This window comes from Embleya scabrispora (assembly GCF_002024165.1).
Classification (GTDB): domain Bacteria; phylum Actinomycetota; class Actinomycetes; order Streptomycetales; family Streptomycetaceae; genus Embleya; species Embleya scabrispora_A.
This window is the reverse complement of the sequence record NZ_MWQN01000001.1, coordinates 1447063-1469133: the sequence shown is the minus strand read 5'-3', so window position 1 is coordinate 1469133 and position 22071 is coordinate 1447063. Positions and strand designations below refer to the sequence as shown.

17 protein-coding genes are annotated in these 22071 nt (G+C 70.3%); 9 read left to right on the top strand and 8 right to left on the bottom strand.

The genetic code is table 11. The features are described from left to right. The first annotated feature begins 20 nt into the window (after window positions 1–20). Entirely contained in the window at window positions 21–968 is a 948-nt protein-coding gene (locus B4N89_RS47565; RefSeq protein WP_101897005.1) for a hypothetical protein, read from the top strand. 140 nt (window positions 969–1108) lie between these two features. Here B4N89_RS47565 and B4N89_RS06455 read toward each other — a convergent pair whose 3' ends face one another. Next, on the bottom strand, window positions 1109–2167 hold the full coding sequence (locus tag B4N89_RS06455) for a DUF4073 domain-containing protein (RefSeq protein ID WP_078974899.1): 1059 nt from the start codon (window positions 2165–2167) through the stop codon (window positions 1109–1111). Between the two features lie 660 nt (window positions 2168–2827). On the opposite strand from B4N89_RS06455, the gene B4N89_RS53250 reads away from it, so the two are divergent. Then, complete coding sequence (locus B4N89_RS53250; protein ID WP_349679002.1) at window positions 2828–3439, top strand: hypothetical protein; 612 nt, start codon at window positions 2828–2830, stop codon at window positions 3437–3439. Between the two features lie 38 nt (window positions 3440–3477). Here the strand turns inward: B4N89_RS53250 and B4N89_RS06445 are convergent, their stop codons facing one another. The 5 genes from B4N89_RS06445 to B4N89_RS06425 form a co-directional block, all read right to left on the bottom strand. Then, the gene (locus B4N89_RS06445; protein ID WP_078974897.1) at window positions 3478–4032 is read right to left on the bottom strand and encodes a methylated-DNA--[protein]-cysteine S-methyltransferase; all 555 of its coding nucleotides are present in this window, start codon (window positions 4030–4032) and stop codon (window positions 3478–3480) included. Continuing rightward, window positions 4029–5489 (bottom strand): AlkA N-terminal domain-containing protein, encoded by a 1461-nt coding sequence (locus B4N89_RS06440; RefSeq protein ID WP_321170721.1) that lies wholly within the window; start codon window positions 5487–5489, stop codon window positions 4029–4031. Before B4N89_RS06440 ends, B4N89_RS06445 begins: the two co-directional genes overlap by 4 nt. A gap of 86 nt (window positions 5490–5575) precedes the next feature. Continuing rightward, window positions 5576–6946 (bottom strand): DUF2252 domain-containing protein, encoded by a 1371-nt coding sequence (locus B4N89_RS06435; protein ID WP_235618493.1) that lies wholly within the window; start codon window positions 6944–6946, stop codon window positions 5576–5578. A gap of 181 nt (window positions 6947–7127) precedes the next feature. After that, a complete protein-coding gene (locus B4N89_RS06430) occupies window positions 7128–8222 on the bottom strand; it encodes a hypothetical protein (RefSeq protein WP_078974895.1) in 1095 nt (364 codons plus the stop codon). Between the two features lie 89 nt (window positions 8223–8311). Then, window positions 8312–8821, bottom strand: coding sequence for a SigE family RNA polymerase sigma factor (locus B4N89_RS06425; RefSeq protein ID WP_078974894.1), 510 nt, complete (start codon window positions 8819–8821; stop codon window positions 8312–8314). Window positions 8822–9060: 239 nt separating this feature from the next. Between B4N89_RS06425 and B4N89_RS06420 the strand changes: the two genes are divergently transcribed. Together B4N89_RS06420 and B4N89_RS06415 are read left to right on the top strand one after the other, a co-directional pair. Beyond that, window positions 9061–10161, top strand: coding sequence for a PLP-dependent cysteine synthase family protein (locus tag B4N89_RS06420; RefSeq protein WP_078974893.1), 1101 nt, complete (start codon window positions 9061–9063; stop codon window positions 10159–10161). A 49-nt stretch (window positions 10162–10210) separates the two neighbouring features. Next, window positions 10211–10585, top strand: coding sequence for a PH domain-containing protein (locus B4N89_RS06415; RefSeq protein ID WP_078979150.1), 375 nt, complete (start codon window positions 10211–10213; stop codon window positions 10583–10585). 9 nt (window positions 10586–10594) lie between these two features. Here the strand turns inward: B4N89_RS06415 and B4N89_RS06410 are convergent, their stop codons facing one another. Continuing rightward, window positions 10595–11617, bottom strand: coding sequence for a Gfo/Idh/MocA family protein (locus tag B4N89_RS06410; RefSeq protein WP_078974892.1), 1023 nt, complete (start codon window positions 11615–11617; stop codon window positions 10595–10597). 353 nt (window positions 11618–11970) lie between these two features. Here B4N89_RS06410 and acnA point away from each other — a divergent pair, with 353 nt between their 5' ends. Continuing rightward, window positions 11971–14688, top strand: coding sequence for an aconitate hydratase AcnA (gene acnA / locus B4N89_RS06405; protein ID WP_078974891.1), 2718 nt, complete (start codon window positions 11971–11973; stop codon window positions 14686–14688). Window positions 14689–15105: 417 nt separating this feature from the next. Here the strand turns inward: acnA and B4N89_RS06400 are convergent, their stop codons facing one another. After that, entirely contained in the window at window positions 15106–16203 is a 1098-nt protein-coding gene (locus B4N89_RS06400; RefSeq protein ID WP_414646358.1) for an asparaginase, read from the bottom strand. Between the two features lie 31 nt (window positions 16204–16234). Between B4N89_RS06400 and B4N89_RS06395 the strand changes: the two genes are divergently transcribed. The 4 genes from B4N89_RS06395 to B4N89_RS06380 all read left to right on the top strand — a co-directional run bounded on the left by B4N89_RS06395 (window position 16235) and on the right by B4N89_RS06380 (window position 22000). Continuing rightward, complete coding sequence (locus tag B4N89_RS06395; RefSeq protein ID WP_201260795.1) at window positions 16235–16702, top strand: hypothetical protein; 468 nt, start codon at window positions 16235–16237, stop codon at window positions 16700–16702. A 235-nt stretch (window positions 16703–16937) separates the two neighbouring features. Next, window positions 16938–18176 (top strand): ROK family transcriptional regulator, encoded by a 1239-nt coding sequence (locus B4N89_RS06390; protein ID WP_078979147.1) that lies wholly within the window; start codon window positions 16938–16940, stop codon window positions 18174–18176. A 121-nt stretch (window positions 18177–18297) separates the two neighbouring features. Next, the gene (dxs, locus tag B4N89_RS06385) at window positions 18298–20247 is read left to right on the top strand and encodes a 1-deoxy-D-xylulose-5-phosphate synthase (RefSeq protein ID WP_078979146.1); all 1950 of its coding nucleotides are present in this window, start codon (window positions 18298–18300) and stop codon (window positions 20245–20247) included. A gap of 283 nt (window positions 20248–20530) precedes the next feature. Then, window positions 20531–22000: an amino acid permease gene (locus tag B4N89_RS06380; RefSeq protein WP_078974890.1), complete on the top strand. Its 1470-nt coding sequence runs from the start codon at window positions 20531–20533 to the stop codon at window positions 21998–22000. The last annotated feature ends 71 nt before the right edge of the window (window positions 22001–22071 follow it).

Below are 22071 nucleotides of genomic sequence, written 5' to 3'. Positions count from 1 at the left end.
ACCACAGAGGAGACGGCACGGTGCGCGCGAACGTCACGGTCCTGGCGCTGCACCGGCACGAAGGCGAACCACTCGAGTACGAGGACGCGGTTTGGATCGGTGACGGCGCCGGCCGGGGGTTTTTGACCCCGGCCGGGCCGGCCTGCAGGAGGGCCCGGGTGGACCGCCCCGGTGCACTGCGTGTCGCGCTCGCGGACGGTGCCGCAGAGAGCCTGCTCGCACGGCGCTGGGCCGAACTCCTGGTCCGCGCCTGCGGGGCGGCGCCCACACCGCTGCTGTGCGCAGGTACGGGCTTCGCGGACGTGTTGGCGCGAGCGGCGGACCGATGGCCCGACCTGACCAGGCGCTACCTGGTCGAACGGGAGCGGCGCGGGATGCCGGTACAGCCCTACGAGCTCCGCAAGTTGACCCGAGGAGCGCACGCGTCCGCAGTCCTCGCCGCGCACCTCGCACCGCATCCATGGCTGTCGGGACGGGGCCAGTGGGCCGCGGCCGTGCTCGGCGACGCGTACCTCTTCCAGGTTCGTGGCGACCGACTCTGGCGCGTGTTCCCGACCTCTCGGCGGATGGATGTCGCGACCAGCAACGGCGCGGATCCTGCGGCGGTCGCCCGACGGGTGCGGTGCGCGCGAGGCACCTGGACCGACCGCGACCTGCTGTACGTCGCCAACGACACGGCGGGCGCGTGGTTCCTGCGCACGGCACTGGCGGGCGGGCGGCCGTGGGAGGAACTGCGGGAACCGGCGGCAAGTGGCCCTTCGGGACTCGCCCGATGGGTGGCCGCGCGTCGGCGGGCGGGCGTGCTCGCCGACGGCGACCTCACCCTCGTGCGGGTCGATCCCACCATCGGGCCGCCTCGGCTGCCGGCGACCTCGACCTCCGACGCGGAGCCGGCCCTCACGGCGGCAGGCCTGCACGCGCAGCCCGGCGCGACAACGGCCGGACCTCGTGCCGGGGCGGCCCGGTAGCGCTCATGTGCGCTCGACCCGACGCGCACACCACCTGGCCCGAGCCGCCGCCGCGCCGCTGCCCGCGGGATTCGGCGCCGCGGACGGGGGTGGGACCGCCCAGGTACGGTCCCACCCCCAATCGGCTCGGTCGCCGCTGATCAGCAGGCGCCGCGGTCCTCCCACACACCCCACGGCCCGGTCGTGCCCGGCGTCTCGCCGCGTGTCCACCACTTGGCGCGCCAGGTGCGGTCGTTCCACACCACGGTGTCGCCGTTGCTGTACGTCATCGACTCCGTCCACGGCTTGGCCGCCGCGCACTTGGTGTGGAGCGGGACGTTCAGCTCCTTGATCCACTGGTTGCGCCGGAAGTCGCGCGCCTTGATCGTCACCCGGTCGTTCGCGACCTCGACCTGAAGCCCGCTGTTCTCCAGCCCGTCCAGCGCGCTCTCGCCGCCGGTGCCGTTGTCGGTCCACTGGGTCTGCACGGCGCCGGTGTTGACGACCGTGAAGCCTTCGAGGTTGCCGGTCCCCGGTACGACCTTGCGCACGGCCCAGTCGGACAGATTCAGATCCCAGTGCGTGTGGGACGTGAACAGTACGGCGTCCTTGTGGGCGCCCAGGATGTTCATGAGCCGGTCGGCCTGGAGGTAGTCGGACTTGTAGAGCTTGTTGCGCGTGCCCGAGACCGTGTCCGGAAGGACGTGGTGCGAGAACACGAACGTGGGCTTGCCCTGCGCCTCCCAGTAGTTCATCCGCTGCTCGAGCCAGGTCAGCTGCTCCTCGCTGAACCACACCTCGTCCCACTTGGTCGGATCGCTGTACTTCATGTACTTCTCGGTGCCGAGGAACAACATCGGCACCCCGTCGACGACGCGCTCGTAGTAGACCTTGTCGAGCCCGGTGAAGTCGTAGAAGTTCTGGAACAGCGACTGCTCGGTCGTGCCATTCGGCCAGGTGTCCTGGCACAGCTTGTCCGGGTTGCAGTACTTGGGCACGTAGAACTCGTGATTGCCGATCGTGAAGTACGTGTTCGCCGGATGCGGACGCGAGTTCAGGACCTGCTTCACCTGGTCGTACTCGGCCTTGTAGCCGCGCGGCGTGATGTCGCCGTTGACCACGAGCGCGCGGCTGTCGGGGTTGACGACCTTCATCTGGTCGAGCGCCCGGCCGAAGTCCGCCAGATCGCCCTGTACGTCGCTGACGACGTTGAAGGACACCTTGGCGGGTGCGGCGGGGGCCGTGCTCGCGGGGGCGGCCGCGCGGGGGCGGGGCGGCTCTCGGCGTACGCGGCGCTCGCGCCGGCGGTGAGGGCGAGCGCGGCGCACACGGCGGCGATGCGCCGGTGCTTGCGGATGTCGGGCATGGCGATCCTCGGGACGGGAGGCGGTGGGGACGCGTCCATCACACCGGTTGGGGCCGGCCGTTCGGCGGCCCTCGATGATCATGAAGGTGTCGAGCAGCTGAAGATCATCCGCGAATCCGGCAAAGCGCGCCACAAGTTGTCCACAAGTGCCCGGTTGTCCACAGCTCCCCCTCGCCGGCACCCCGCGACCGGCCGTACGGACCAGGATCCGGGAATGGAAGAGGCCCTACGAATCCTGCGGGAGCTGGCATGGCAGTACGACGGAGTGGTGACACGGGATCGAGCGACATCCGCCGGAGTATCCGGACAGGTGTGGCGAAGGCTCGTGAATGCTGGGAAGGTGCGCGAGATCGCACGCGGCGTGGGGCTCGTCGATGCCGATCGATGTGTGCTCTCCTCGCGCGGGAGGTTGCGCGCCGGGCTCGCGGCGTATGGGGAGCGGGCCGTCGCCGTATTGCACAGTGCGGCCCGTTTGCACGGGATGCGTGGCGTGCCACCCGAGGGATGTGTGCACGTGGCGACGCCCGACACCGCCTCGCGTCGTGGCGGGCCGGGGATCGTGGCGTATCGCCGCCGGCTGCGAGCCGACGAGATCGTGATGGTGGACGGCCTGCCGGTGACGACGCCGGTGCGCACCCTCGCCGACCTCGTCCCGAGGTTGTCACCCGAGGAAGGTCTCGCGGTGCTCGACTCGGCGCTGCACCTGGGGCTGGTGCGGGAGGCGGACCTCGCGCGGATCGAGCGGGCGTCGGCGGGCCGTCCCGGCGCGGGCAGGGTGCGACCACTGCTCGCGATAGCGGACGGTCGAGCCGAGAGCCCGTTGGAGTCGCGGGTACGGCTCGACTGCGTGCGCGGCGGGGTCGCGCCGGACGAGTTGCAGCACGAGGTCGCCCTACCCGGCGGCGGTCGGGCCCGGGTGGACCTCGCGTGGCTCACCGGCTTGCGGCCCGTCTTCGCGGAAGCGGACGGCGTGGACGTGCACTCGCGGCCCGACGCGCTGTATCGCGATCGGGCCAGGGCCAACGAACTCGCCCTCGTGGGCGCCCTGGTACTGCGTTTCACCTGGCACGACACGCTCCGCCGGGGACGAGTGGCCGGGCTCGTGCGGCGAGCGTTCCAGTCATGAGCCCCATGGCCGCGGTGGTGTCGTCGAAAGCGGTCTCACTACCCCGTGACGCGGATGTTCTCCAGGGCCAACAGGCGTTGCTTGCGCGGCAGACCGCCGGCGTAGCCGGTCAACGTGCCGTTCGCGCCGATCACCCGGTGGCACGGGATGACGATGCTGATCGGGTTGCGACCGTTGGCGAGCCCGACGGCTCGCGAGGCGGTCGGTTGGCCGAGGAACCGCGTCGCCAGGCCGCCGTAGGACATGGTGTGCCCGAACGGGATGGTGGTCAGGGCCGACCAGACCTTGAGTTGGAAGGCCGTGCCGACCGGCGCCAACGGCAGGTCGAACTCGCGCAGTTCGCCGGCGAAGTAAGCGCTCAACTGCGCCTTCGTCTCGCCGAACGCACCGGGATCGTGTACCCAGTCCGCTTCCGGCGTCGCGCCCATGAACAGGGCGGTGAGCGAGTGGCCGTCGCCGATCATGAGCAACTCGCCGACGGGGGAGTCCATCGTCGCGTATCGACGGGGGCCGTCGAGGGGGGTGTTGAACACGGCGGGAGGCACGTTGGGGTCGGGCGCCTCGACGGCCTCGAACAGGGCGTCCTGGTTCATGCGACTTCCTTCACCGAGACGGTGGACGTTGCGGACAGGCTCGCCCACAGGTGGTGCAGTGCGTACGAGCGCCACGGGGACCACGACTGCGCCGCCGAGATCGAGAGGTTCAAGCCCGCGAGCGCGTGCTTGACGCCCAGATCCGTCGGCAGGAACACGTCCGGATCGCCGAGTGCCCGCAGTCGAATGTACGACGCCGTCCAGGGGCCGATGCCCGGAAGGGCCAACAAAGCCACCTCTGCGGCCCGACGATCGACTCCCGGATCGAGGCGGACGGCGCCGGACGCGAGTGCGCCGGTGAGCGCGAAGAGCGCCTTCTTGCGCGCGTTGGGCATCGGCAGATCGGCCGGATCCGCGTCCGCCAGCGCGGCGGCCGTCGGGAAGGCATGAGTGAGTGTGCCCTGGGGCGCGGACAGCGGCTTGCCGTACAGGGAGGTCAGCCGACCCGCGATCGTGCGCGCGCCGGCGACCGAGACCTGCTGGCCGAGCACCGCCCGCACGGCGAGTTCGTCGGGGTCCACGTGGCCCGGCGAGCGCAGCCCGGGCGTGGCTCGCACCAGGGCGGTCAGAGCGCCGCCGGCGAGTTCGGCGTTGCCCAGCGCCTCGTCCACCGCGAGCGGGTCCGCGTCCAGGTCGAGCAGACGGCGGCAGCGCTGCACGGCGGCGCCCAGGTCGCGCAGATCGGCCAGGACTAGACGGCACCACACCCAGGAAGGACCGGGGGAGAGTTCGACCACTCCGGTGCCGTGTGGGAGTGAGAGCACCCTGCGGTAGACGCCGTCCACGTACTCCTCGACGCCGGGCACCGCCCGCAGACCCAGGAAGTCCAGCGTGTGTCCGAGTGCGATCGGCTCCCGGTAGGGCAGGCGCAGCCGGATCTCGCCGGGCTCGACGCCTCGCGCGCCGGCACGGCCGCGCACCTCCGTCGGGGTGCGCCCGAACACCTCGCGCACCGTGTCGTTGAACTGGCGCACGCTCGCGAAGCCGGCCGCGAACGCGACCTGGGCGATCTGCAGATCGGAGGTCTCCAACAGGATCCTGGCCGTCTGCGCCCGCCGAGCCCGGGCCAGCGCGAGAGGGCCCGCGCCGACCTCGGCCATCAGCAGACGATTCAGTTGGCGATCGCTGTAGCCGAGGCGGCCCGCCAGGCCGCCCACGCCTTCGCGGTCCACGACGCCGTCCGCGATCAGACGCATTGCCCGGCCGACCACGTCGGCGCGCACGTCCCACTCAGGCGATCCCGGCGAGGTGTCCGGACGGCAACGCTTGCACGCCCGGAAACCCGCCGCCTGCGCCGCCGCCGCGGAGGGGTAGAACCTCGCGTTCTCCCGTTTCGGCTTGACCGCGGGGCAACTCGGCCGGCAGTAGATGTCGGTGCTTGTGACCGCCATGTAGAACCAGCCGTCGAACCTACTGTCCCGGCTGCTGCACGCTCGGTAGCACTGCTCGTCGTCCATCACGTCGACCAGTGTCACCTGTTCCCGACATGGGGGCCGGCGGGAATCGGACGCCGGCGTGGCGCCCGTGCCGGCCTCGAGGCGGGCTACAGACCCCGGATCAGACCGTTGCGGAAGAGGTCCACGAAGATCGCGTGGTCGGCCCGAGCGCGTGCGCCGTAGGCGTGTGCGAAGTCCACCAGCGACGTGATGAAGCCTTCCTCGTCGCGCTCGATCGCCGTGCGGATGGCGTCCTCGGTCGAGAAGGGTACAAGCGTGTGACCGCTCTCCTCGTCCGCGACGGCGTGCATTGTGGCGGTGGCGCGACCCAGGTACTCCACGACCTCCGTGATCGTGTCCACCTCGTTGAGGTCGGACCAGTCCAGGTCGTTCGCGTAGGGCGAGACCTCGGCGACCAGTTGCCCGATTCCGTCGATGTCGGTGTAGCCGAGCCACGGGTCCGCGTGCGCCTGCAGGGCCCGCTGGGAGATGACCGTGCGGTGTCCCTCGTGCTCGAAGTAGGAGCGCACCTCGGGGTCGGTGACGTGATGGCTGACCGAAGGTGTCTGGCCCTGCTTCATGTACAGGATCACGTCGTTCTCCAGCGCCTCCGTGTTCCCCTCGATCAGCAGGTTGTACGAGGGCAGACCAGCGCTGCCGATGCCGACTCCGCGCCGACCCACGACGTCCTTGACGTCGTAGGTGTCCGGCCGCTGCCGGGTCGCGGGGGGCAGTGTGTCGAGGTAGCGGTCGAACGCCTCCAGGACCGTCGCCTTGACGTCGTCCGCCAGCTCGAACGCGCCGCCGGACATGGCGAACCGCCGTTCGTGGTCGGCCACGACCGTCTCCGAGCGCAGCAATCCGATGCGGGTCTGCAGGCGGGCCCGGCGCAGGACCTCGAGCAGCGGGCCCTCGGTCGTCGCCAGGGTCAGCGCGGCCTCCTGTGGCGTGGTTTTGTCGGTCAGCAGGCGAAGCTGGTCGAGGTAGGCCGCGCCGTAGGCGGCGACCAGGGACGCGATGGTGTCGTCGCTCAGCGCCTTGCCGTGCCCGATCAGCGCGAGACTGGCGGCGAACCGTTTGACGTCCCAGGTCCAGGGGCCGACGTACGCCTCGTCGAAGTCGTTGACGTTGAACACGAGCTTGCCGTCCGCGTTCATGTACGTGCCGAAGTTCTCCGCGTGCAGGTCGCCGTGGATCCACACCCGCGAGGTGCGCTCGTCGAGGAAGGGATCCTCCCGGCCGTCCAGGTCGGCGTAGAACAGGCAGGCCGTGCCCCGGTAGAACGCGAACGCCGATGCGGCCATCTTGCGGAACTTCACCCGGAACGCCGCCGGGTCGCCGTCGATCAGCGCGCCGAAGGCGCGGTCGAAGACGTGCAGGATGTGCCGGGCACGCTCCTCGGCGTCCGTCGGGCCGTATTGCGCGTAGCCACCCTCGAACCCCACGCCGCCCAGACCGATACCTATGCCCCCGGTCATCGCGACCGCCTCTCTCGAGTATCCGCGGGGTCGGCAGGACCCCGCGTCAGGATCCCAGACGCCCGGCCATGGGCGGCATCGAGCCCCCGAAGCGTGAGGGGGAGTCAGAGGCGCTCGGGGGCTCGACGTCCGGCGCCTGCCCGGACACCGCCGGGTCATGCCCGACAGGCGGCGGAGATCTTCAGCCGCCGCTTCCGGGGCCGGGGGTCGACGTGCTGGGCGAAGCGGATCCCGGCACGTTGTCACGAGTGTGTTGCGACCACGTCCCGACGAACGGTTCCGCGGGCGGGAAGGTCGTCGCACCGCCGCCCGTCGGACCGGACGGCGCGTTCGCCGGCGGCTGCTGCTCGTACTTCGCGCCCGAAGACGAAGTGTTGACGAATACCGGCAGGGCGTTGTCGGCGATCTTGTTGATCTCGGATGGGACCCATGCCCTCCAGACCGGATCGAGTGCGAACCCGCGCAACGCGTCCATCTGGAAGATCGGCGTCTCCCGGCTGATGGGGCCCTTTTCCTCGGGGGAGGCGATCTCCCTGATCACGACCACGACGCCGTCGGGGCGCTCGACGCGCACAGACCAGTCCTTCGGTCCTCTTCCCGACGGACCGGCCTTGCCATCGGCACGGTTTTCCGGGGTGTCCGCCGACGCGGGGTAGACCCAGTCCTGACGCTCGATCACCCGGGTGCCGTTGGACGTCTTGTGGTCCGTGCACGTGGCCTTGACGCTGCCGTCCTGCGGCGGGCACCAGTCCTCGTCGGATCTCTCGGCGTCCTGGCGTACCGACACCGAGAACCAGGTGGGGCCGGACGAGTCGTCGAGGACCAACGACACCGACGCGCCCGCGCTGTGGATGCCCGCGGAGGTTTTGGTCGTTTGATCCGATCCGGTGACCGCGGAGCGCACGAGGCCCTGCGGCAGACGCTGCAGGAGGCTTTGCAGCAGCACGGGCGGCATGGCGGGCACCAGTCCGGTCGGTGCGGACAGGGTCGGTCGGGGTTTGAGCGCCGTCGCGGTCGGCGGGGCGGAAATCTCCGTCGCGATGCCGGCCGGGCCTGTGACATGCCGGCCTCCGCCGTCGTCTCCGCCGGAGACGGCGAGGACGGTCGTGCCCGCCACGACGAGCACCGCCGCGGCGGACGCGCCCACCTGGAGACGGCGGACCAGCTTCATCCGTCTGCCTCGGGCGATGCCGCCCGCGACCAATCCCGTCGGGGGCACCAGCCCCGACGCCGACGTCCGCATCGCGGCCGCCAGTTCCTTTTCCTCGGACCCCATAGACGTACCGTCTCCTCGCCATCCGGATGAACCCGGGTCGTCTCGCTCACCAGCCGTACGGCCGTGCCGGCGGTGTACTCGTCGACCCCTCATGCGGCGGAAAGCCAGCCGGACTCGCTCCCGAGCAGACTCCGCAACTTCTCCAGCGCCCGCATGGACCTGCTGCGCACGGCTCCCTCGGACACGCCCATCTGCCGTGCCGTCTGCTCCACGCTCAGGTCCTCCCAGTAGCGCAGGACCAACACCGCCCGGTCCTTGGGCGGCAGTTCGGCCAGGCTCTTCAGGAGGGTCAGTCGCAACGCCTGGTCCTCCTCGGGACCGGCGCCCTCCGGCAGGTCCGCGTACGGCTGCTCGGTGCTGCTCAGCCTGCGTCGATGGGACAGATACGTGCGCGTGAGCACGGTGCGCGCGTACGCCTCCGGGCTGTCGGCCCGACTGACCCGCTTCCAGGCCCGGTACAACTTGCCCAGCGTCGTCTGCACGAGGTCCTCGGCGAGATGCCAATCGCCGCACAGGAGCCACGCCGTTCGGAACAGCCGACCGCTGCACGCGTTGGCGAACTCCAGGAAATCGGCCGGCTCAGCGTCGAAGCCCGCCATAGGCCCTCCTCGTCCCTACGCGCCCTCGCGCGTACCCACCCCATAGACGCGGCGGACCCCCCGACACGTCACACGTTCCGGCCGAGAATACGTATGTGCAGCTCATAGGCCTTTCAAGGGGTTGGTCCCGCGGATGACGGGTCGGCCCGTAGCCTGGGCGGCGATCGATCACCATCGATCCCACAGCCCTCGTCATCCACACCCGGCACGGGGGACAGGAACCAGCCAGGGGAGTCGACGTGACGCCGGTGGGCAACGATGTGGACCGTTACAGCGCGAAGACCCGGGACTGGGTGGACGAGGCGATCCGCAAGGTGAGCGCCGACGCGAACCGCTCCGCCGACACCCACCTGCTCGCCTATCCGCTGCCCACCGAGTGGGGCATCGACCTCTACCTCAAGGACGAATCCACCCACCCCACGGGCTCGCTCAAGCACCGCCTCGCGCGGTCGCTGTTCCTCTACGCCCTGTGCAACGGGTGGATCGAGGAGGGCACCACCGTGATCGAGGCGTCGTCGGGCTCCACGGCCGTCTCGGAGGCGTACTTCGCCAACCAGATCGGCCTGCCCTTCGTCGCGGTCATGCCCGCCACGACCAGCCCCGAGAAGATCGAACTGATCGAGTTCCACGGCGGGCGATGTCACCTCGTCGACGACGCCGCCACGGTCTACGACGTCTCGCGCTCGCTCGCGGCGGAGACCGGCGGCCACTTCATGGACCAGTTCACCTACGCCGAGCGCGCCACCGACTGGCGGGGCAACAACAACATCGCCGAGTCGGTGTTCGAGCAGATGTCGCAGGAGCGCCACCCCATCCCCGAGTGGATCGTGGTCGGCGCCGGCACCGGCGGCACCAGCGCGACGATGGGCCGCTACGTGCGCTATCGCCGACACCACTCCAAGATCTGCGTCGTGGACCCCGAGAACTCGGCGTTCTTCGAGGGGTGGCGCACGCACGACCCGGCGTACGCCGAGGCATGCTCGTCGCGGATCGAGGGCATCGGCAGGCCGCGCGTCGAGGCCAGCTTCATGCCGAACATCGTCGACCGCATGATCAAGATCCCCGACGCCGCGTCGGTGGCGGCGATGCGCGAACTGCACCGCCGCACCGGCCACAAGGCCGGCGGCTCGACCGGCACCAACCTCTGGGGCGCGCTGCGCCTGGTCGCCGAGATGCGCGCCGCGGGGCGCAGCGGCTCTGTCGTGACGTTGCTGTGCGACGGCGGCGAGCGCTATGCGCACTCGTACTACTCGGACGAGTGGTTGGCCCGCCGGGAGTTGGATCTGACCGCGTACGAGGCAACCTTGACCCACTTCCACGACACGGGCGAATGGCGCTGATCGGGCGGCCGTAGTCTGGGTGTCGCAGGTCGACCGGGAGGAGCACGGGATGAGCGGGGCGGGAAACGTCGTCTTCGACAAGCGTGAGCAGTTGGAGAAGATCCAAAGCGGTCTGCTCCCGGGCGAGCAGATCATCGCGGTCTACGACGCGAAGGGCGTCGGCACCGGGTTCATCGGCCTGACCGATCGGCGCGCGATCATCCAGGACAACAGCTTCGTGGGCAAGAAGGTCGCGATCACCTCGCTGCCCTATTCGAAGATCAGCAGCGTGAGCATGGTCTCCAACAAGAGCTTCACCGGCTCCTACCTGAGCTCCAGCGAGATAGCGATCCACGTCGGTACGCAGACCTACAGCGTGGAGTTCCGCAGCGACGACAAGGGCCGACACGTGCACGACGTCATCCTGCACTACATCATGCACTGAGCCGCTCGCTCAGCGTGTGGCCGTGGCCTCCCCGCGCAGGGGCAGGCCGGCCGCGCGGTAGATCGCGTCCATGACGCGCAGGGTGGGCACCGCGTCGGCCGCGGGCGTCAGGGTCGGCCGGCCGAGTCGGATCGCGTCCGCGAACGCCTGGAGTTGCAGGCGGTAGGTCGGCGTCCTCGCGGCCTCGCCCAGGTGTTCGTGCCGCCGCCGCTTGCCCACGCTCACGGTGAATCGGTGCGGCAGGTGCGGCATCAGGTAGTTGAATACGCGCATCTCGCCGCGCGTGCCCACCACGTGCGCACGCATGTCGAGCAGGCGCCGCGACCACATCGACGCGTGCACCGTGCCCAGGACGCCGCCCGGCAGCCGCAGCCGGGCCGACATCGCGCGGTCCACCCGGCGGTCGCGGGGCACGGTGAGCGCCCGCGCGCCCAGGACCTCGATCGGGTCGCCGTCGTCGCCCGCCAGCACCCGCATGAGGTGTACGGCGTAACATCCGGCGTCCATGAGCGATCCGCCCGCGAGGTCGTAGCGGTAGCGGATGTCTCCCGGCAGCGGCAGCGGGAAGCACATCGAGGTGTCGATCCGGCGGATCTCGCCCAGTTCGCCGTCGTCGACGATCTCCCGCATCCGCCCCGCGAGCGGGTGGTAGCGGTAGTGGAAGGCCTCCATCGCGACCAGGCCCGCGCGCTCCGCCGCGTCGGCGATCTCTCGCGCCTCCGTCTCGTTGGCGGCCATCGGCTTCTCGCACAGCACGTGCTTGCCGGCCGCCAGCGCCCGGATCGTCCAGTGCGCGTGCAGCGCGTTGGGCAGCGGGATGTAGACCGCGTCCAGTTCGGGATCCGCGATCAACTCGGCGTAGCTCGCGTGCACGCGCGCGATGCCCTGGCGCCGGGCGAAGGTGTCGGCGCGGGCCGGATCGCGCGCGGCGATCGCGGCGACCCGTACCTCCGGGATCAGCCGCGCGGGCTTGACCAGCGCGGCCGGCGCGATGCGAGCCGCGCCCAGTATCCCGATCCGGATCCGCTTCATGGCGTCATTCCCCTCGTCGCCATCCCACCCGATGCGCTCATGCCCCGGGCGTGTTCCCGAGGCCACGCTCCGGACCCACACGGTGGGCCGTACCGGAATCGCTGTCCCGCATGTTAGGGGCGCACGCGCGTGCGGGGGAGAGATCGTCGGGACGAATCCCGAGCGACCTTTCGGCGCGTCCAAGACGGGTACCCGCACGGGGGAGTCGGCGCCTGGGCTAGACTTGTCTTGACATCAAGATATCTGCGGGGCGCAGACCCCGGCATCCCCTACTTAGGGTCACCTTGCTTGGCGAAGGTCGAGTGGGTGTCGGCAGGATGCGGGAGAAACGCACAAGATCAAGGGAGACCGTCGTGTCCGCGAACAGCTTCGACGCTCGCTCCACCCTGAACGTGGGTGACGAGTCGTACGAAATCTTCCGGCTGGACAAGGTGGAGGGCAGCAAGCGCCTCCCCTACAGCCTGAAGGTCCTGCTGGAGAACCTGCTCCGCACGGAGGACGGCGCGAACATCACCGCCGATCACATCCGGGCCCTGGGCGGCTGGGACGCGAAGGCCGAGCCGAGCGAGGAGATCCAGTTCACGCCGGCGCGCGTGATCATGCAGGACTTCACCGGCGTGCCGTGTGTGGTGGACCTCGCCACGATGCGCGAGGCCGTGAAGGCCCTCGGCGGCGACGCCTCCCGCATCAACCCGCTCGCGCCCGCCGAGTTGGTCATCGACCACTCGGTCATCGCCGACGTGTTCAACCGTCCGGACGCGTTCGAGATCAACACCGACATCGAGTACGGCCGCAACAAGGAGCGCTACCAGTTCCTGCGCTGGGGCCAGACCGCGTTCGACGAGTTCAAGGTCGTACCCCCCGGCACCGGCATCGTGCACCAGGTCAACATCGAGCACCTGGCCCGCACCATCATGGTCCGCAACGGGCAGGCCTACCCCGACACCTGTGTCGGCACCGACTCGCACACCACCATGGTCAACGGCCTGGGCGTGCTCGGCTGGGGCGTCGGCGGCATCGAGGCCGAGGCCGCCATGCTCGGCCAGCCGGTCAGCATGCTGATCCCGCGCGTGGTCGGCTTCAAGCTCTCGGGCAAGGCACAGCCGGGCGTCACCGCCACCGACGTGGTGCTGACCATCACCGACATGCTGCGCAAGCACGGTGTGGTGGGCAAGTTCGTCGAGTTCTACGGCGAGGGCGTCGGCGCGGTGCCGCTGGCCAACCGCGCCACCATCGGCAACATGTCGCCGGAGTTCGGCTCGACCTGCGCGATCTTCCCGATCGACGCCGAGACGATCACCTACCTGCGCCTGACCGGCCGCGACGACAAGCAGCTCGCGCTGGTCGAGGCGTACGCCAAGGCCCAGGGGCTGTGGCACGACCCGAGCCACGAGCCGGAGTACTCGGAGTACATCGAACTCGACGTCTCCACCGTGGTGCCGTCCATCTCCGGCCCCAAGCGCCCGCAGGACCGGGTCGTGCTGGCCGAGGCCAAGACCCGCTTCCGCGACGCGCTTTCGGACTACGTCACCAACGGTGACGAGTCGGGCAAGGAGTCCTTCCCGGCCTCGGACGCCCCCACCGGTTCGAACGGTCGCGTGCACAACCCGACCAAGGTGGTCGGCGCGGACGGCGTCGAGTACGAGATCGACCACGGCGCGGTCGTGATCGCCTCGATCACCTCCTGCACCAACACCTCGAACCCGTCGGTGATGCTCGGCGCCGCGCTGCTCGCGAAGAAGGCCGTCGAGAAGGGCCTCACCCGCAAGCCGTGGGTCAAGACCACGCTCGCGCCCGGGTCCAAGGTCGTCATGGACTACTACGAGAAGGCGGGCCTGATCCCGTACCTGGAGAAGGTCGGCTTCTCGCTGGTCGGCTACGGGTGCGTGACCTGCATCGGCAACTCCGGCCCGCTGCCGGAGGAGGTCTCCAAGGCGGTCAACGACGCCGACCTCGCGGTCGTCTCGGTGCTCTCGGGCAACCGCAACTTCGAGGGCCGGATCAACCCCGACGTCAAGATGAACTACCTGGCCTCGCCGCCGCTGGTGATCGCGTACGCGCTCGCGGGTTCGATGGACATCGACATCACCACCGAGCCGCTGGGTGTGGACCCCGAGGGCAAGCCGGTCTACCTCGCGGACATCTGGCCGAGCGACGAGGAGATCGCCGAGGTCGTGGCCTCCTCGATCGACCAGGACATGTTCATCGACCGCTACGCCGACGTCTTCGCCGGCGACTCGCGCTGGCAGTCGCTGGAGATCCCGACGGGCGCCACCTTCGAGTGGGACCCGCAGTCCACCTACGTGCGCAAGCCCCCCTACTTCGAGGGCATGCAGATGCAGCCCGCGCCGGTGGTCGACATCGCGGGCGCGCGGGTGCTGGCCAAGCTCGGCGACTCGGTCACCACCGACCACATCTCGCCGGCGGGCTCGATCAAGGGCGACAGCCCGGCGGGCAAGTACCTGGCCGAGAACGGTGTCGAGCGCAAGGACTTCAACTCGTACGGCTCGCGCCGGGGCAACCACGAGGTGATGATCCGCGGCACGTTCGCGAACATCCGCCTGCGCAACCAGATCGCGCCGGGCACCGAGGGCGGCTTCACGCGTGACTTCACGCAGGCCGACGCCCCGGTCTCGACGATCTACGACGCGTCGGTGAACTACCAGGCCGCCGGCGTTCCGCTGGTGGTGCTGGCGGGCAAGGAGTACGGCTCGGGTTCGTCCCGCGACTGGGCCGCCAAGGGCACCTCGCTGCTGGGTGTGCGTGCGGTGATCGCCGAGTCGTACGAGCGCATCCACCGTTCGAACCTGATCGGCATGGGCGTCATCCCGCTGCAGTTCCCGGCGGGCCAGAGCGCCGCGTCGCTGGGGCTCACCGGCGAGGAGACCTTCGCGTTCGAGGGCATCGCCGAGCTGAACGAGGGCCGTACGCCCAAGACGGTCAAGGTCACCACCGACACCGGTGTCGCGTTCGACGCGGTCGTGCGCATCGACACCCCCGGTGAGGCGGACTACTACCGCAACGGCGGCATCATGCAGTACGTGCTGCGCTCGCTGGTGAACAAGGGCTGATCGCACACCGATCGAGGGCGGGCACCGCTTCGCGGTCGCGGCCTCGCGGTGGTCACGCACCGGGCCGGACTCTTTCGGGGGTCCGGCCCGGTGTTCGTGTTCCGCCGCCGGTTTCGCCGGCGCTGTTCGGCGCGTCGTCGGGGTCGGTTCGCATGCGTCGTCGGCCCTCGCACCCGAGCCGCCCCCTCGCCGGCGGGCGGTCTCGACGCGGGTGTCCTGGCGGGTGCGCCCGGGTGAGGCCGCGCCTGCGGGCGCAGCGGCCCCGCAGGCGCAGGCGCACGGACGCGGGCGCGGGTGTACGCGCGCAGGTGCACGAGCACGAGCGTCAGGTACACGGGCGCAGACAATGGCGCGGCCGGTTGGTTTCCCAACCGGCCGCACGGTCAGTGTTGCGTTCGGCCCGTGTGGGCGACAGGGCTACCGCGCCGGTTCACTCAAACGAGGGAAGGCGCGGATCGCGCCGACGACCTCGCCTGCGCCGTACACCGGCGACTGCGTGAACGGGGCGAGGGTTTGCTCGTCCGCGCCCATGCGCCACAGCAGGGCCGCGATCGCGACGATGTGTGCCCGCGTCGCCCCGTCCGCGATCTTGACCGCGGCGCCGCGGCCGTCCGGCAGGCCCACCGCGTACACCGCCTCCGCGCCGTCCTTGGCGAGCAGTCCCGGGATCGCCCGCATCAGGTCCGTCACGTCGCGACCGGTGCCCGCGACCCACTGCGGGTGCGCCCGCATCGCGTCCGCGATCCGCCGTTCGGGGGTGCCCTCGGCCGCCCCCGCGAAGCGCCCGAACGAGCGGGCCAAGCCGGCGAGCGAGATGGCGAACAGCGGCGCCCCGCACCCGTCCACGCCGACCGCCGCGACCGGCTCGCCGGCGACGTCCTCCACCGCTCGGCGGACGGCCTTTTGCAGCGGGTGCTCCGGCGCCAGGTAGTCCTCGGTCGACCAGCCGTTGCGCACGCATGTGAGCAACATCGCCGCGTGCTTGCCCGAGCAGTTCATCGCGATCCGCTCGGGACCGCGGCCGCCCGCGAGCCACGCGTCGCGCTGCGCCGCGCCCAGGGGCAGGTCCGGTACGCACCGCAGCGCGCTCTCCGGCAGGCCCGCCCGGGCCAGGATGCGCCGGGCTCCCTCCAGGTGGAACGCCTCGCCGGAATGGCTCGCGCACGCGAGGGCGAGCAGTTCGCCGTCCAGGTCCAGTCCGTTGCGCAGCATCGCGAGGCCCTGGAAGGGCTTGTTGGCCGAGCGCGGGAACATCGGCGCGTCGACCGCGCCGTGGCCCTCGACCACCGACCCGTCGGTGCCGGTCAGTACGGCCGTGCCGTGGTGTACCGATTCCAGGAAGCCGTTGCGCCACACGCCGACCAGCGGTATGTGGGCGAAGGCGGCCTCGTCGCCGGAGCGGGCGGCCTGAGTCACGGATCCTCCGTAGGTTGGCGGGCGGCCCGAAGGGGCCGGGGTGCGGCGTCGGTCGAACGTGGGTGCGGGGGTGTACCCCTCCATGATCCACGTGTGCATTCTCGGCCGACCACCGCGCATAATCGAACATATGTACGGCAATGGCGATCGGGACACCCCGGCATGGGAGCGGCCGGGTCGTTTCGCGCATGCGGCGACGGGGGACGAGGCGCAGGCCAGGCCGCGCGGGAAGGACGGAATCGCGCCGGCGGGCTGGCCGCGAGGTGTTCGACCGCCTGGGGTACCGGGGTGGGAGGACACCGCCGTCGCATGGCTGTACGACCTGTGTCCGCCCGGTTATCGAAGCCATGAGGTACTGCGCAAATATCCGGTGATCCTGGCGCGGATGGCCCGCCAGCACGTGGCGGCGGCGCTGGCCGCGGCACGGCATGGCTACGGCACGGCGCGCGTCGACCTCAAGGAGGCGGTGCCCGTGCACGCGCTGGAGGCGACGTTGCGGATGTACGAGTACGAGGGTTCGCGTGCGGCGGCCACCGAACGCGCGGTCCGCCTCGTCGAGGAGGCGCTGGGCGGCGAGCGGTGGGAGCCGAGGCTGTGACGCCGGCGACCGCTCGGAAGGCGGTCGAGGCGCGGCGGCCGCCCGGGGGCGAAAGGGGTGTTTGCCGCCTTCCCCGCGCGGCGGGTGCGCGCAGTGGCCGATAGCGGCCCGATCGTGACGCTTGCGTTCAGGTTTGACTCTTCTGTGTCGGCAGAGGGCGCATTAGAGTTCAGGACTTGCACACAGCACGTGCTTCAGATGCACCGGGGCGAGGGGAACGCAGATGTCCGACGGCATGACGGGGGCCCGCTTTCCGGAGGCCCAGTCGCCGGGATCGCACTCGTCGGGGTCCCAGTCCTCGCTGCATCGGGGCAATCTCGACCGCGTCCTGCACGCGGTGCGGATGGCGGGGGCGCTCACGCAGGCCGAGATCGCCAGGAGCACCGGCCTGTCCGCGGCGACGGTGTCGAACATCGTACGGGAGTTGAAGGCCCTCGACATGGTCGAGGTCACTCCCACCTCCTCCGGCGGACGGCGTGCCCGCGCCGTCTCGCTCAGCCGGGCGTCGGGCGTGGTCGTCGGCATCGACTTCGGACACCGCCACCTGCGGGTCGCGATCGGCGACTTCGCGCACCGTGTGCTCGCCGAGGAGCATGTCCCGATCGACGTCGACTCCTCCGCCGACGAGGGCTTCGCCCTGGCGGATCGGCTGCTGGGGGTGCTTCTCGACCGGGCCGGTGTGGTCCGCTCCGAGGTCACCGGGGTCGGCCTCGGCGTTCCCGGCCCGATCGACATCGACACCGGTGCGCTCGGCTCGACCACGATCCTGCCGGGCTGGGTGGGCTGCCACCCGCGGGAGGCGATGGGCGAGCGCCTGGGCCTGCCGGTCCTGGTCGACAACGACGCCAACCTCGGCGCGCTCGGCGAACTGGTGTGGGGTGCGGGCGTGGGATGTACCGAGATGGCCTATCTCAAGGTGTCCGGCGGCGTGGGCGCGGGTCTGGTGATCGGCGGCCGGCTCTATCGCGGCCCCGGCGGTACGGCGGGCGAGATAGGTCACATAACGCTGGACGAGTCCGGCCCGGTGTGCCGCTGCGGCAACCGGGGCTGCCTGGAGACCTTCACCAACGCCTCCTACCTCCTGGACCTGCTGCGCGGCAGCCACGGCACCGACCTGACCATCCAACGCATGATCGAACTCGCCAGGGCCGGCGACGCGGGGTGTCGCCGGGTGGTCGCGGACGCCGGCCGGCACGTCGGAGTGGGCGTGGCCAGCCTGACGAACCTGCTCAATCCGCAACGGATCATCCTCGGAGGCGACCTCGCGGGCGCCGGCGACCTGCTGATCGCGCCGATCGTCGAGTCGGTCGGCCGCTACGCCATCCCCAGCGCTTCGCGCCGATTGTCCGTGGTCACCGGCTCGCTCGGCGAGCGCGCCGAGGTGCTGGGCGCGATGGCGATGGTGATGAGCGAGATGACCCCCTTCGCGATCGAACGCACGTCCGAGCCGCAGATCGCGGGCGCCGCGATGTGAGCCGCGCCGCACGGATGGCGCGGCGCGGTGGGCCGATGCGAACCATCCGCCGGCACCGCCGCGTCTAGACTCGATGGACGCCTCTCCCGCACGCACACCCGTGGGGGCGGTGACGGATCCGATGAAGGAGGAACGGGTGGCCCTGCTGGACGGCATTCGAGGACCCCGTGATCTCAAAGCCCTCTCGCCCGAGCAGCTCGCACAGCTCGCGGACGAGATCCGCACCTTCCTGGTGGAGTCCGTCGCCAAGACCGGCGGACACCTGGGTCCCAACCTCGGTGTGGTCGAGTTGACCATCGCGATGCACCGGGTGTTCGAGTCCCCGCGCGACAAGATCCTCTTCGACACCGGACACCAGAGCTACGTGCACAAGATCGTGACCGGTCGCAAGGACGGATTCGACCGGCTCCGTCAGGCCGACGGCCTGTCGGGCTACCCCAGCCGCGCCGAGTCCGAGCACGACGTGATCGAGAACTCGCACGCCTCCACGGTGTTGTCCTGGGCCGACGGCCTGGCCAAGGCCCACCAGGTGCGCGGCCAGAGCGACCGGCACGTGGTCGCGGTGATCGGCGACGGCGCGCTCACCGGCGGCATGGCATGGGAGGCGCTGAACAACATCGCCGCGGCCAAGGACCGGCCGGTGATCATCGTCGTCAACGACAACGAGCGCTCCTACGGTCCCACCCAGGGCGGCCTGGCCGACCACCTGGCGACGCTGCGCACCACGCGCGGCTACGAGCGGTTCCTGGAGTGGGGCAAGGGCGTCCTGGGCCGCACCCCGGTCGTCGGCGGCCCGGTCTACGACATGCTGCACGGCGCCAAGAAGGGCCTCAAGGACGCGGTCGCGCCGCAGGGCCTGTTCGAGGACCTGGGCCTGAAGTACGTCGGCCCGATCGACGGGCACGACGTCGAGGCCGTGGAGAACGCGCTGCGTCGGGCCCGCGGCTTCGGCGGGCCGGTGATCGTGCACGCGATCACCCAAAAGGGCAAGGGCTACGCGCACGCGGTCAACGACGCGGCCGACCAGTTCCACTCGGTCGGCGTGATCCACCCCGAGACCGGCCTGCCGGTGAAGAAGTCGGGCGCGTCGTGGACGTCGGTGTTCGCCGACGAGATGGTCGCCGTCGCCGACGAGCGGGAGGACGTCGTGGGCATCACCGCCGCGATGCTGATCCCGGTCGGGCTGCACAAGTTCGCCGCGAAGTATCCCGAGCGGGTGTTCGACGTCGGAATCGCCGAGCAGCACGCGGTCACCTCGGCGGCGGGCCTGGCAACCGGCGGGCTGCACCCGGTGGTCGCGGTGTACGCGACCTTCCTCAACCGCGCCTTCGACCAGGTGCTGATGGACGTCGCGCTGCACCGGTGCGGGGTGACGTTCGTGCTCGACCGCGCCGGGGTGACCGGGCCGGACGGGGCCAGCCACAACGGCATGTGGGACATGTCGATCCTCCAAGTCGTCCCGGGGCTGCGGCTGGCCGCGCCGCGTGACGCCACGCAGGTGCGTGCCCAACTGCGCGAGGCGATGGACGTCGACGACGCGCCGACCGTGGTGCGCTTCGGCAAGGGCGCGGTGGGCCCCGACATCGAGGCGATCGGCCGGATCGACGGCATGGACGTACTGCGCCGCACCGGCCCCGAGCGCAACGGCGGCGGCGAGGGCGGCGACGTGCTGATCGTGACCGTCGGGCAGATGGCCGAGACCGGGATCGAGGTCGCCGACCGGCTCGCCGACCAGGGCATCGCGGCGACCGTGGTCGACCCGCGCTGGGTCAAGCCCGTACCGGCCGGCCTCGCGCCGCTCGCGGCCCGGCACCGGCTCGTGGTCACCATCGAGGACAACGGCCGCGCCGGCGGTGTCGGCGCGGCGATCGCCCAGTCGATGCGCGACGCCCGGGTGGACGTGCCGCTGCGCGACTTCGGCATCCCGCAGGAGTTCCTGGACCACGCCGAGCGGGACGAGGTGCTGGCGCGGATCGGGCTGAACGCCCAGGACATCTCGCGCCAGGTGGTCGAGGAGATCGCGTCCAAGACCGCCGACGCCGACGCCGAGCAGCACGAGACGACGGCCTGACCGAGGGCACGGCTCGCGCCACGACGGCCCCGGGGCGCGGAACTGGAGGGGTACACCTTCCCGTTCCGCGCCCCGGGGCCGTTTTTGCGTGTTCGGATGCGAGTGGGAGGCCTTTTGGGGGCGAGCGCGGGCGGCGGCTTCGAGGTGCGAGTGCGGGCGGCGACTTCGGGGCGCGACGGCGACGAGTATGGAGATCACCCTGACGCGCCGAGGATCGGTCCCCCGTAAACAGGAGTGAAAGCCCCGATCATGGCAACGGTCTCCGCCACCAGGAGGTGTTGCCATGGCCAACGCTTTGTTTCGGACCAAGAACATCGAACAGTCCATCCAGGACACCGACGAACCCGAAGGGCACGGCCTGCGCCGGGAGTTGTCCGCCCTGGACCTGATGGTCTTCGGGGTCGGCGTGGTGGTCGGCACGGGCATCTTCGTGCTCACCGGCACGGCGGCGAAGGACTACGCCGGCCCCGCGGTCGCGCTGTCCTTCGTGCTGGCGGGGGTCGTCTGCGGGCTCGCCGCGCTGTGTTACGCCGAGTTCGCGTCCACGGTCCCGGTGGCGGGTTCCGCGTACACGTTCTCCTACACCACGCTCGGCGAACTGCCCGCGTGGATCATCGGATGGGACCTGATCCTCGAACTCGCGCTCGGCGTCGGGGTGGTCTCGATCGGCTGGTCGGGGTATCTGAACTCGCTGCTCTCACAGGCGGGCCTCGAACTGCCCGAGGCGATCACCGCCGCGCCGGGCGACGGAGGCAAGGTCAACCTGCCGGCGCTGCTGCTGGTGCTCGGCGTCGCGGCGATCCTCGTGTTCGGGGTCAAGCTGTCGGCGAGGTTCAACCTCGTGATGGTCACCATCAAGATCGCGATCGTGCTGCTCGTGATCTTCGCCGGGCTGTTCTTCGTCAAGTCCGGCAACTACAACCCGTTCGTGCCCGATTCGCAGCCGCCGTCGTCGGGTCACGGCGGGCTCAAGGCGCCGCTGGTGCAGACCCTGTTCGGGTTCGAGCCGCAGATCTACGGCGCGATGGGGATCTTCTCCGGCGCGGCGCTGGTGTTCTTCGCGTACATCGGCTTCGACGTGGTCGCCACCGCCGCCGAGGAGACCCGCAAGCCGCAGCGCGACATGCCGATCGGGATCCTCGGCTCGCTGGTGATCTGCACGATCCTGTACGTCTCGGTGTCCCTGGTCGTGGTGGGGATGCAGCGCTACGACATGTTGTCCTCCGCCGCGCCGTTGGCGGAGGCGTTCCGGTCGGTCGACAAGGGCTGGATCGCGACGATCATCAGCATCGGCGCGGTGGCCGGGCTGACCACGGTGTGCATGATCTTGATGATGGGGCAGAGCCGGGTCTTCTTCGCGATGAGCCGGGACGGGCTGCTGCCGCCGCTGTTCGCCAGGGTGCATCCCAAGTACGGCACGCCGCATGTCAGTACGATGCTGATCGCGGTGGTGGTCGCGGCGATCGCCGGGTTCACCCCGATCCACGAGATCGACGTGATGGTCAACATCGGGACGCTGTTCGCGTTCCTGGTGGTCGCGGCGAGCGTATTGATCCTGCGCCGGACCAGGCCGGAGTTGCCGCGTGCGTTCCGGGTGCCGCTGGTGCCGTGGTTGCCGATTCTGTCGATGCTGGCCACGTTGTGGTTGATGATCAACCTCAGCGGCGAGACGTGGCTGCGGTTCCTGGTGTGGATGGTGGCCGGGTTCGCCGTCTACTTCTTCTACGGGGCCAGGCACAGCCGACTGCGTTGACGCTTGGGTCGGTCGCCGTGCCGTCGACGGGTCGGATTCGGGTCCGAGTCCGTCGACGGCGCGGGAGGGGG

Excerpts from the sequence above, each read along its gene's own strand:
- B4N89_RS06390 (WP_078979147.1), top strand. The coding sequence starts at position 16,938 with ATGACGGGGGCCCGCTTTCCGGAGGCCCAGTCGCCGGGATCGCACTCG.
- dxs (WP_078979146.1), top strand. The coding sequence starts at position 18,298 with ATGAAGGAGGAACGGGTGGCCCTGCTGGACGGCATTCGAGGACCCCGT.
- B4N89_RS06380 (WP_078974890.1), top strand. The coding sequence starts at position 20,531 with ATGGCCAACGCTTTGTTTCGGACCAAGAACATCGAACAGTCCATCCAG.
- B4N89_RS06430 (WP_078974895.1), bottom strand. The coding sequence starts at position 8,222 with ATGGGGTCCGAGGAAAAGGAACTGGCGGCCGCGATGCGGACGTCGGCG.
- B4N89_RS06445 (WP_078974897.1), bottom strand. The coding sequence starts at position 4,032 with ATGAACCAGGACGCCCTGTTCGAGGCCGTCGAGGCGCCCGACCCCAAC.
- B4N89_RS06415 (WP_078979150.1), top strand. The coding sequence starts at position 10,211 with ATGAGCGGGGCGGGAAACGTCGTCTTCGACAAGCGTGAGCAGTTGGAG.
- B4N89_RS06425 (WP_078974894.1), bottom strand. The coding sequence starts at position 8,821 with ATGGCGGGCTTCGACGCTGAGCCGGCCGATTTCCTGGAGTTCGCCAAC.
- B4N89_RS06435 (WP_235618493.1), bottom strand. The coding sequence starts at position 6,946 with ATGACCGGGGGCATAGGTATCGGTCTGGGCGGCGTGGGGTTCGAGGGT.
- B4N89_RS06400 (WP_414646358.1), bottom strand. The coding sequence starts at position 16,203 with ATGCACACGTGGATCATGGAGGGGTACACCCCCGCACCCACGTTCGAC.
- B4N89_RS06410 (WP_078974892.1), bottom strand. The coding sequence starts at position 11,617 with ATGAAGCGGATCCGGATCGGGATACTGGGCGCGGCTCGCATCGCGCCG.
- B4N89_RS06395 (WP_201260795.1), top strand. The coding sequence starts at position 16,235 with ATGTACGGCAATGGCGATCGGGACACCCCGGCATGGGAGCGGCCGGGT.
- B4N89_RS06440 (WP_321170721.1), bottom strand. The coding sequence starts at position 5,489 with ATGGACGACGAGCAGTGCTACCGAGCGTGCAGCAGCCGGGACAGTAGG.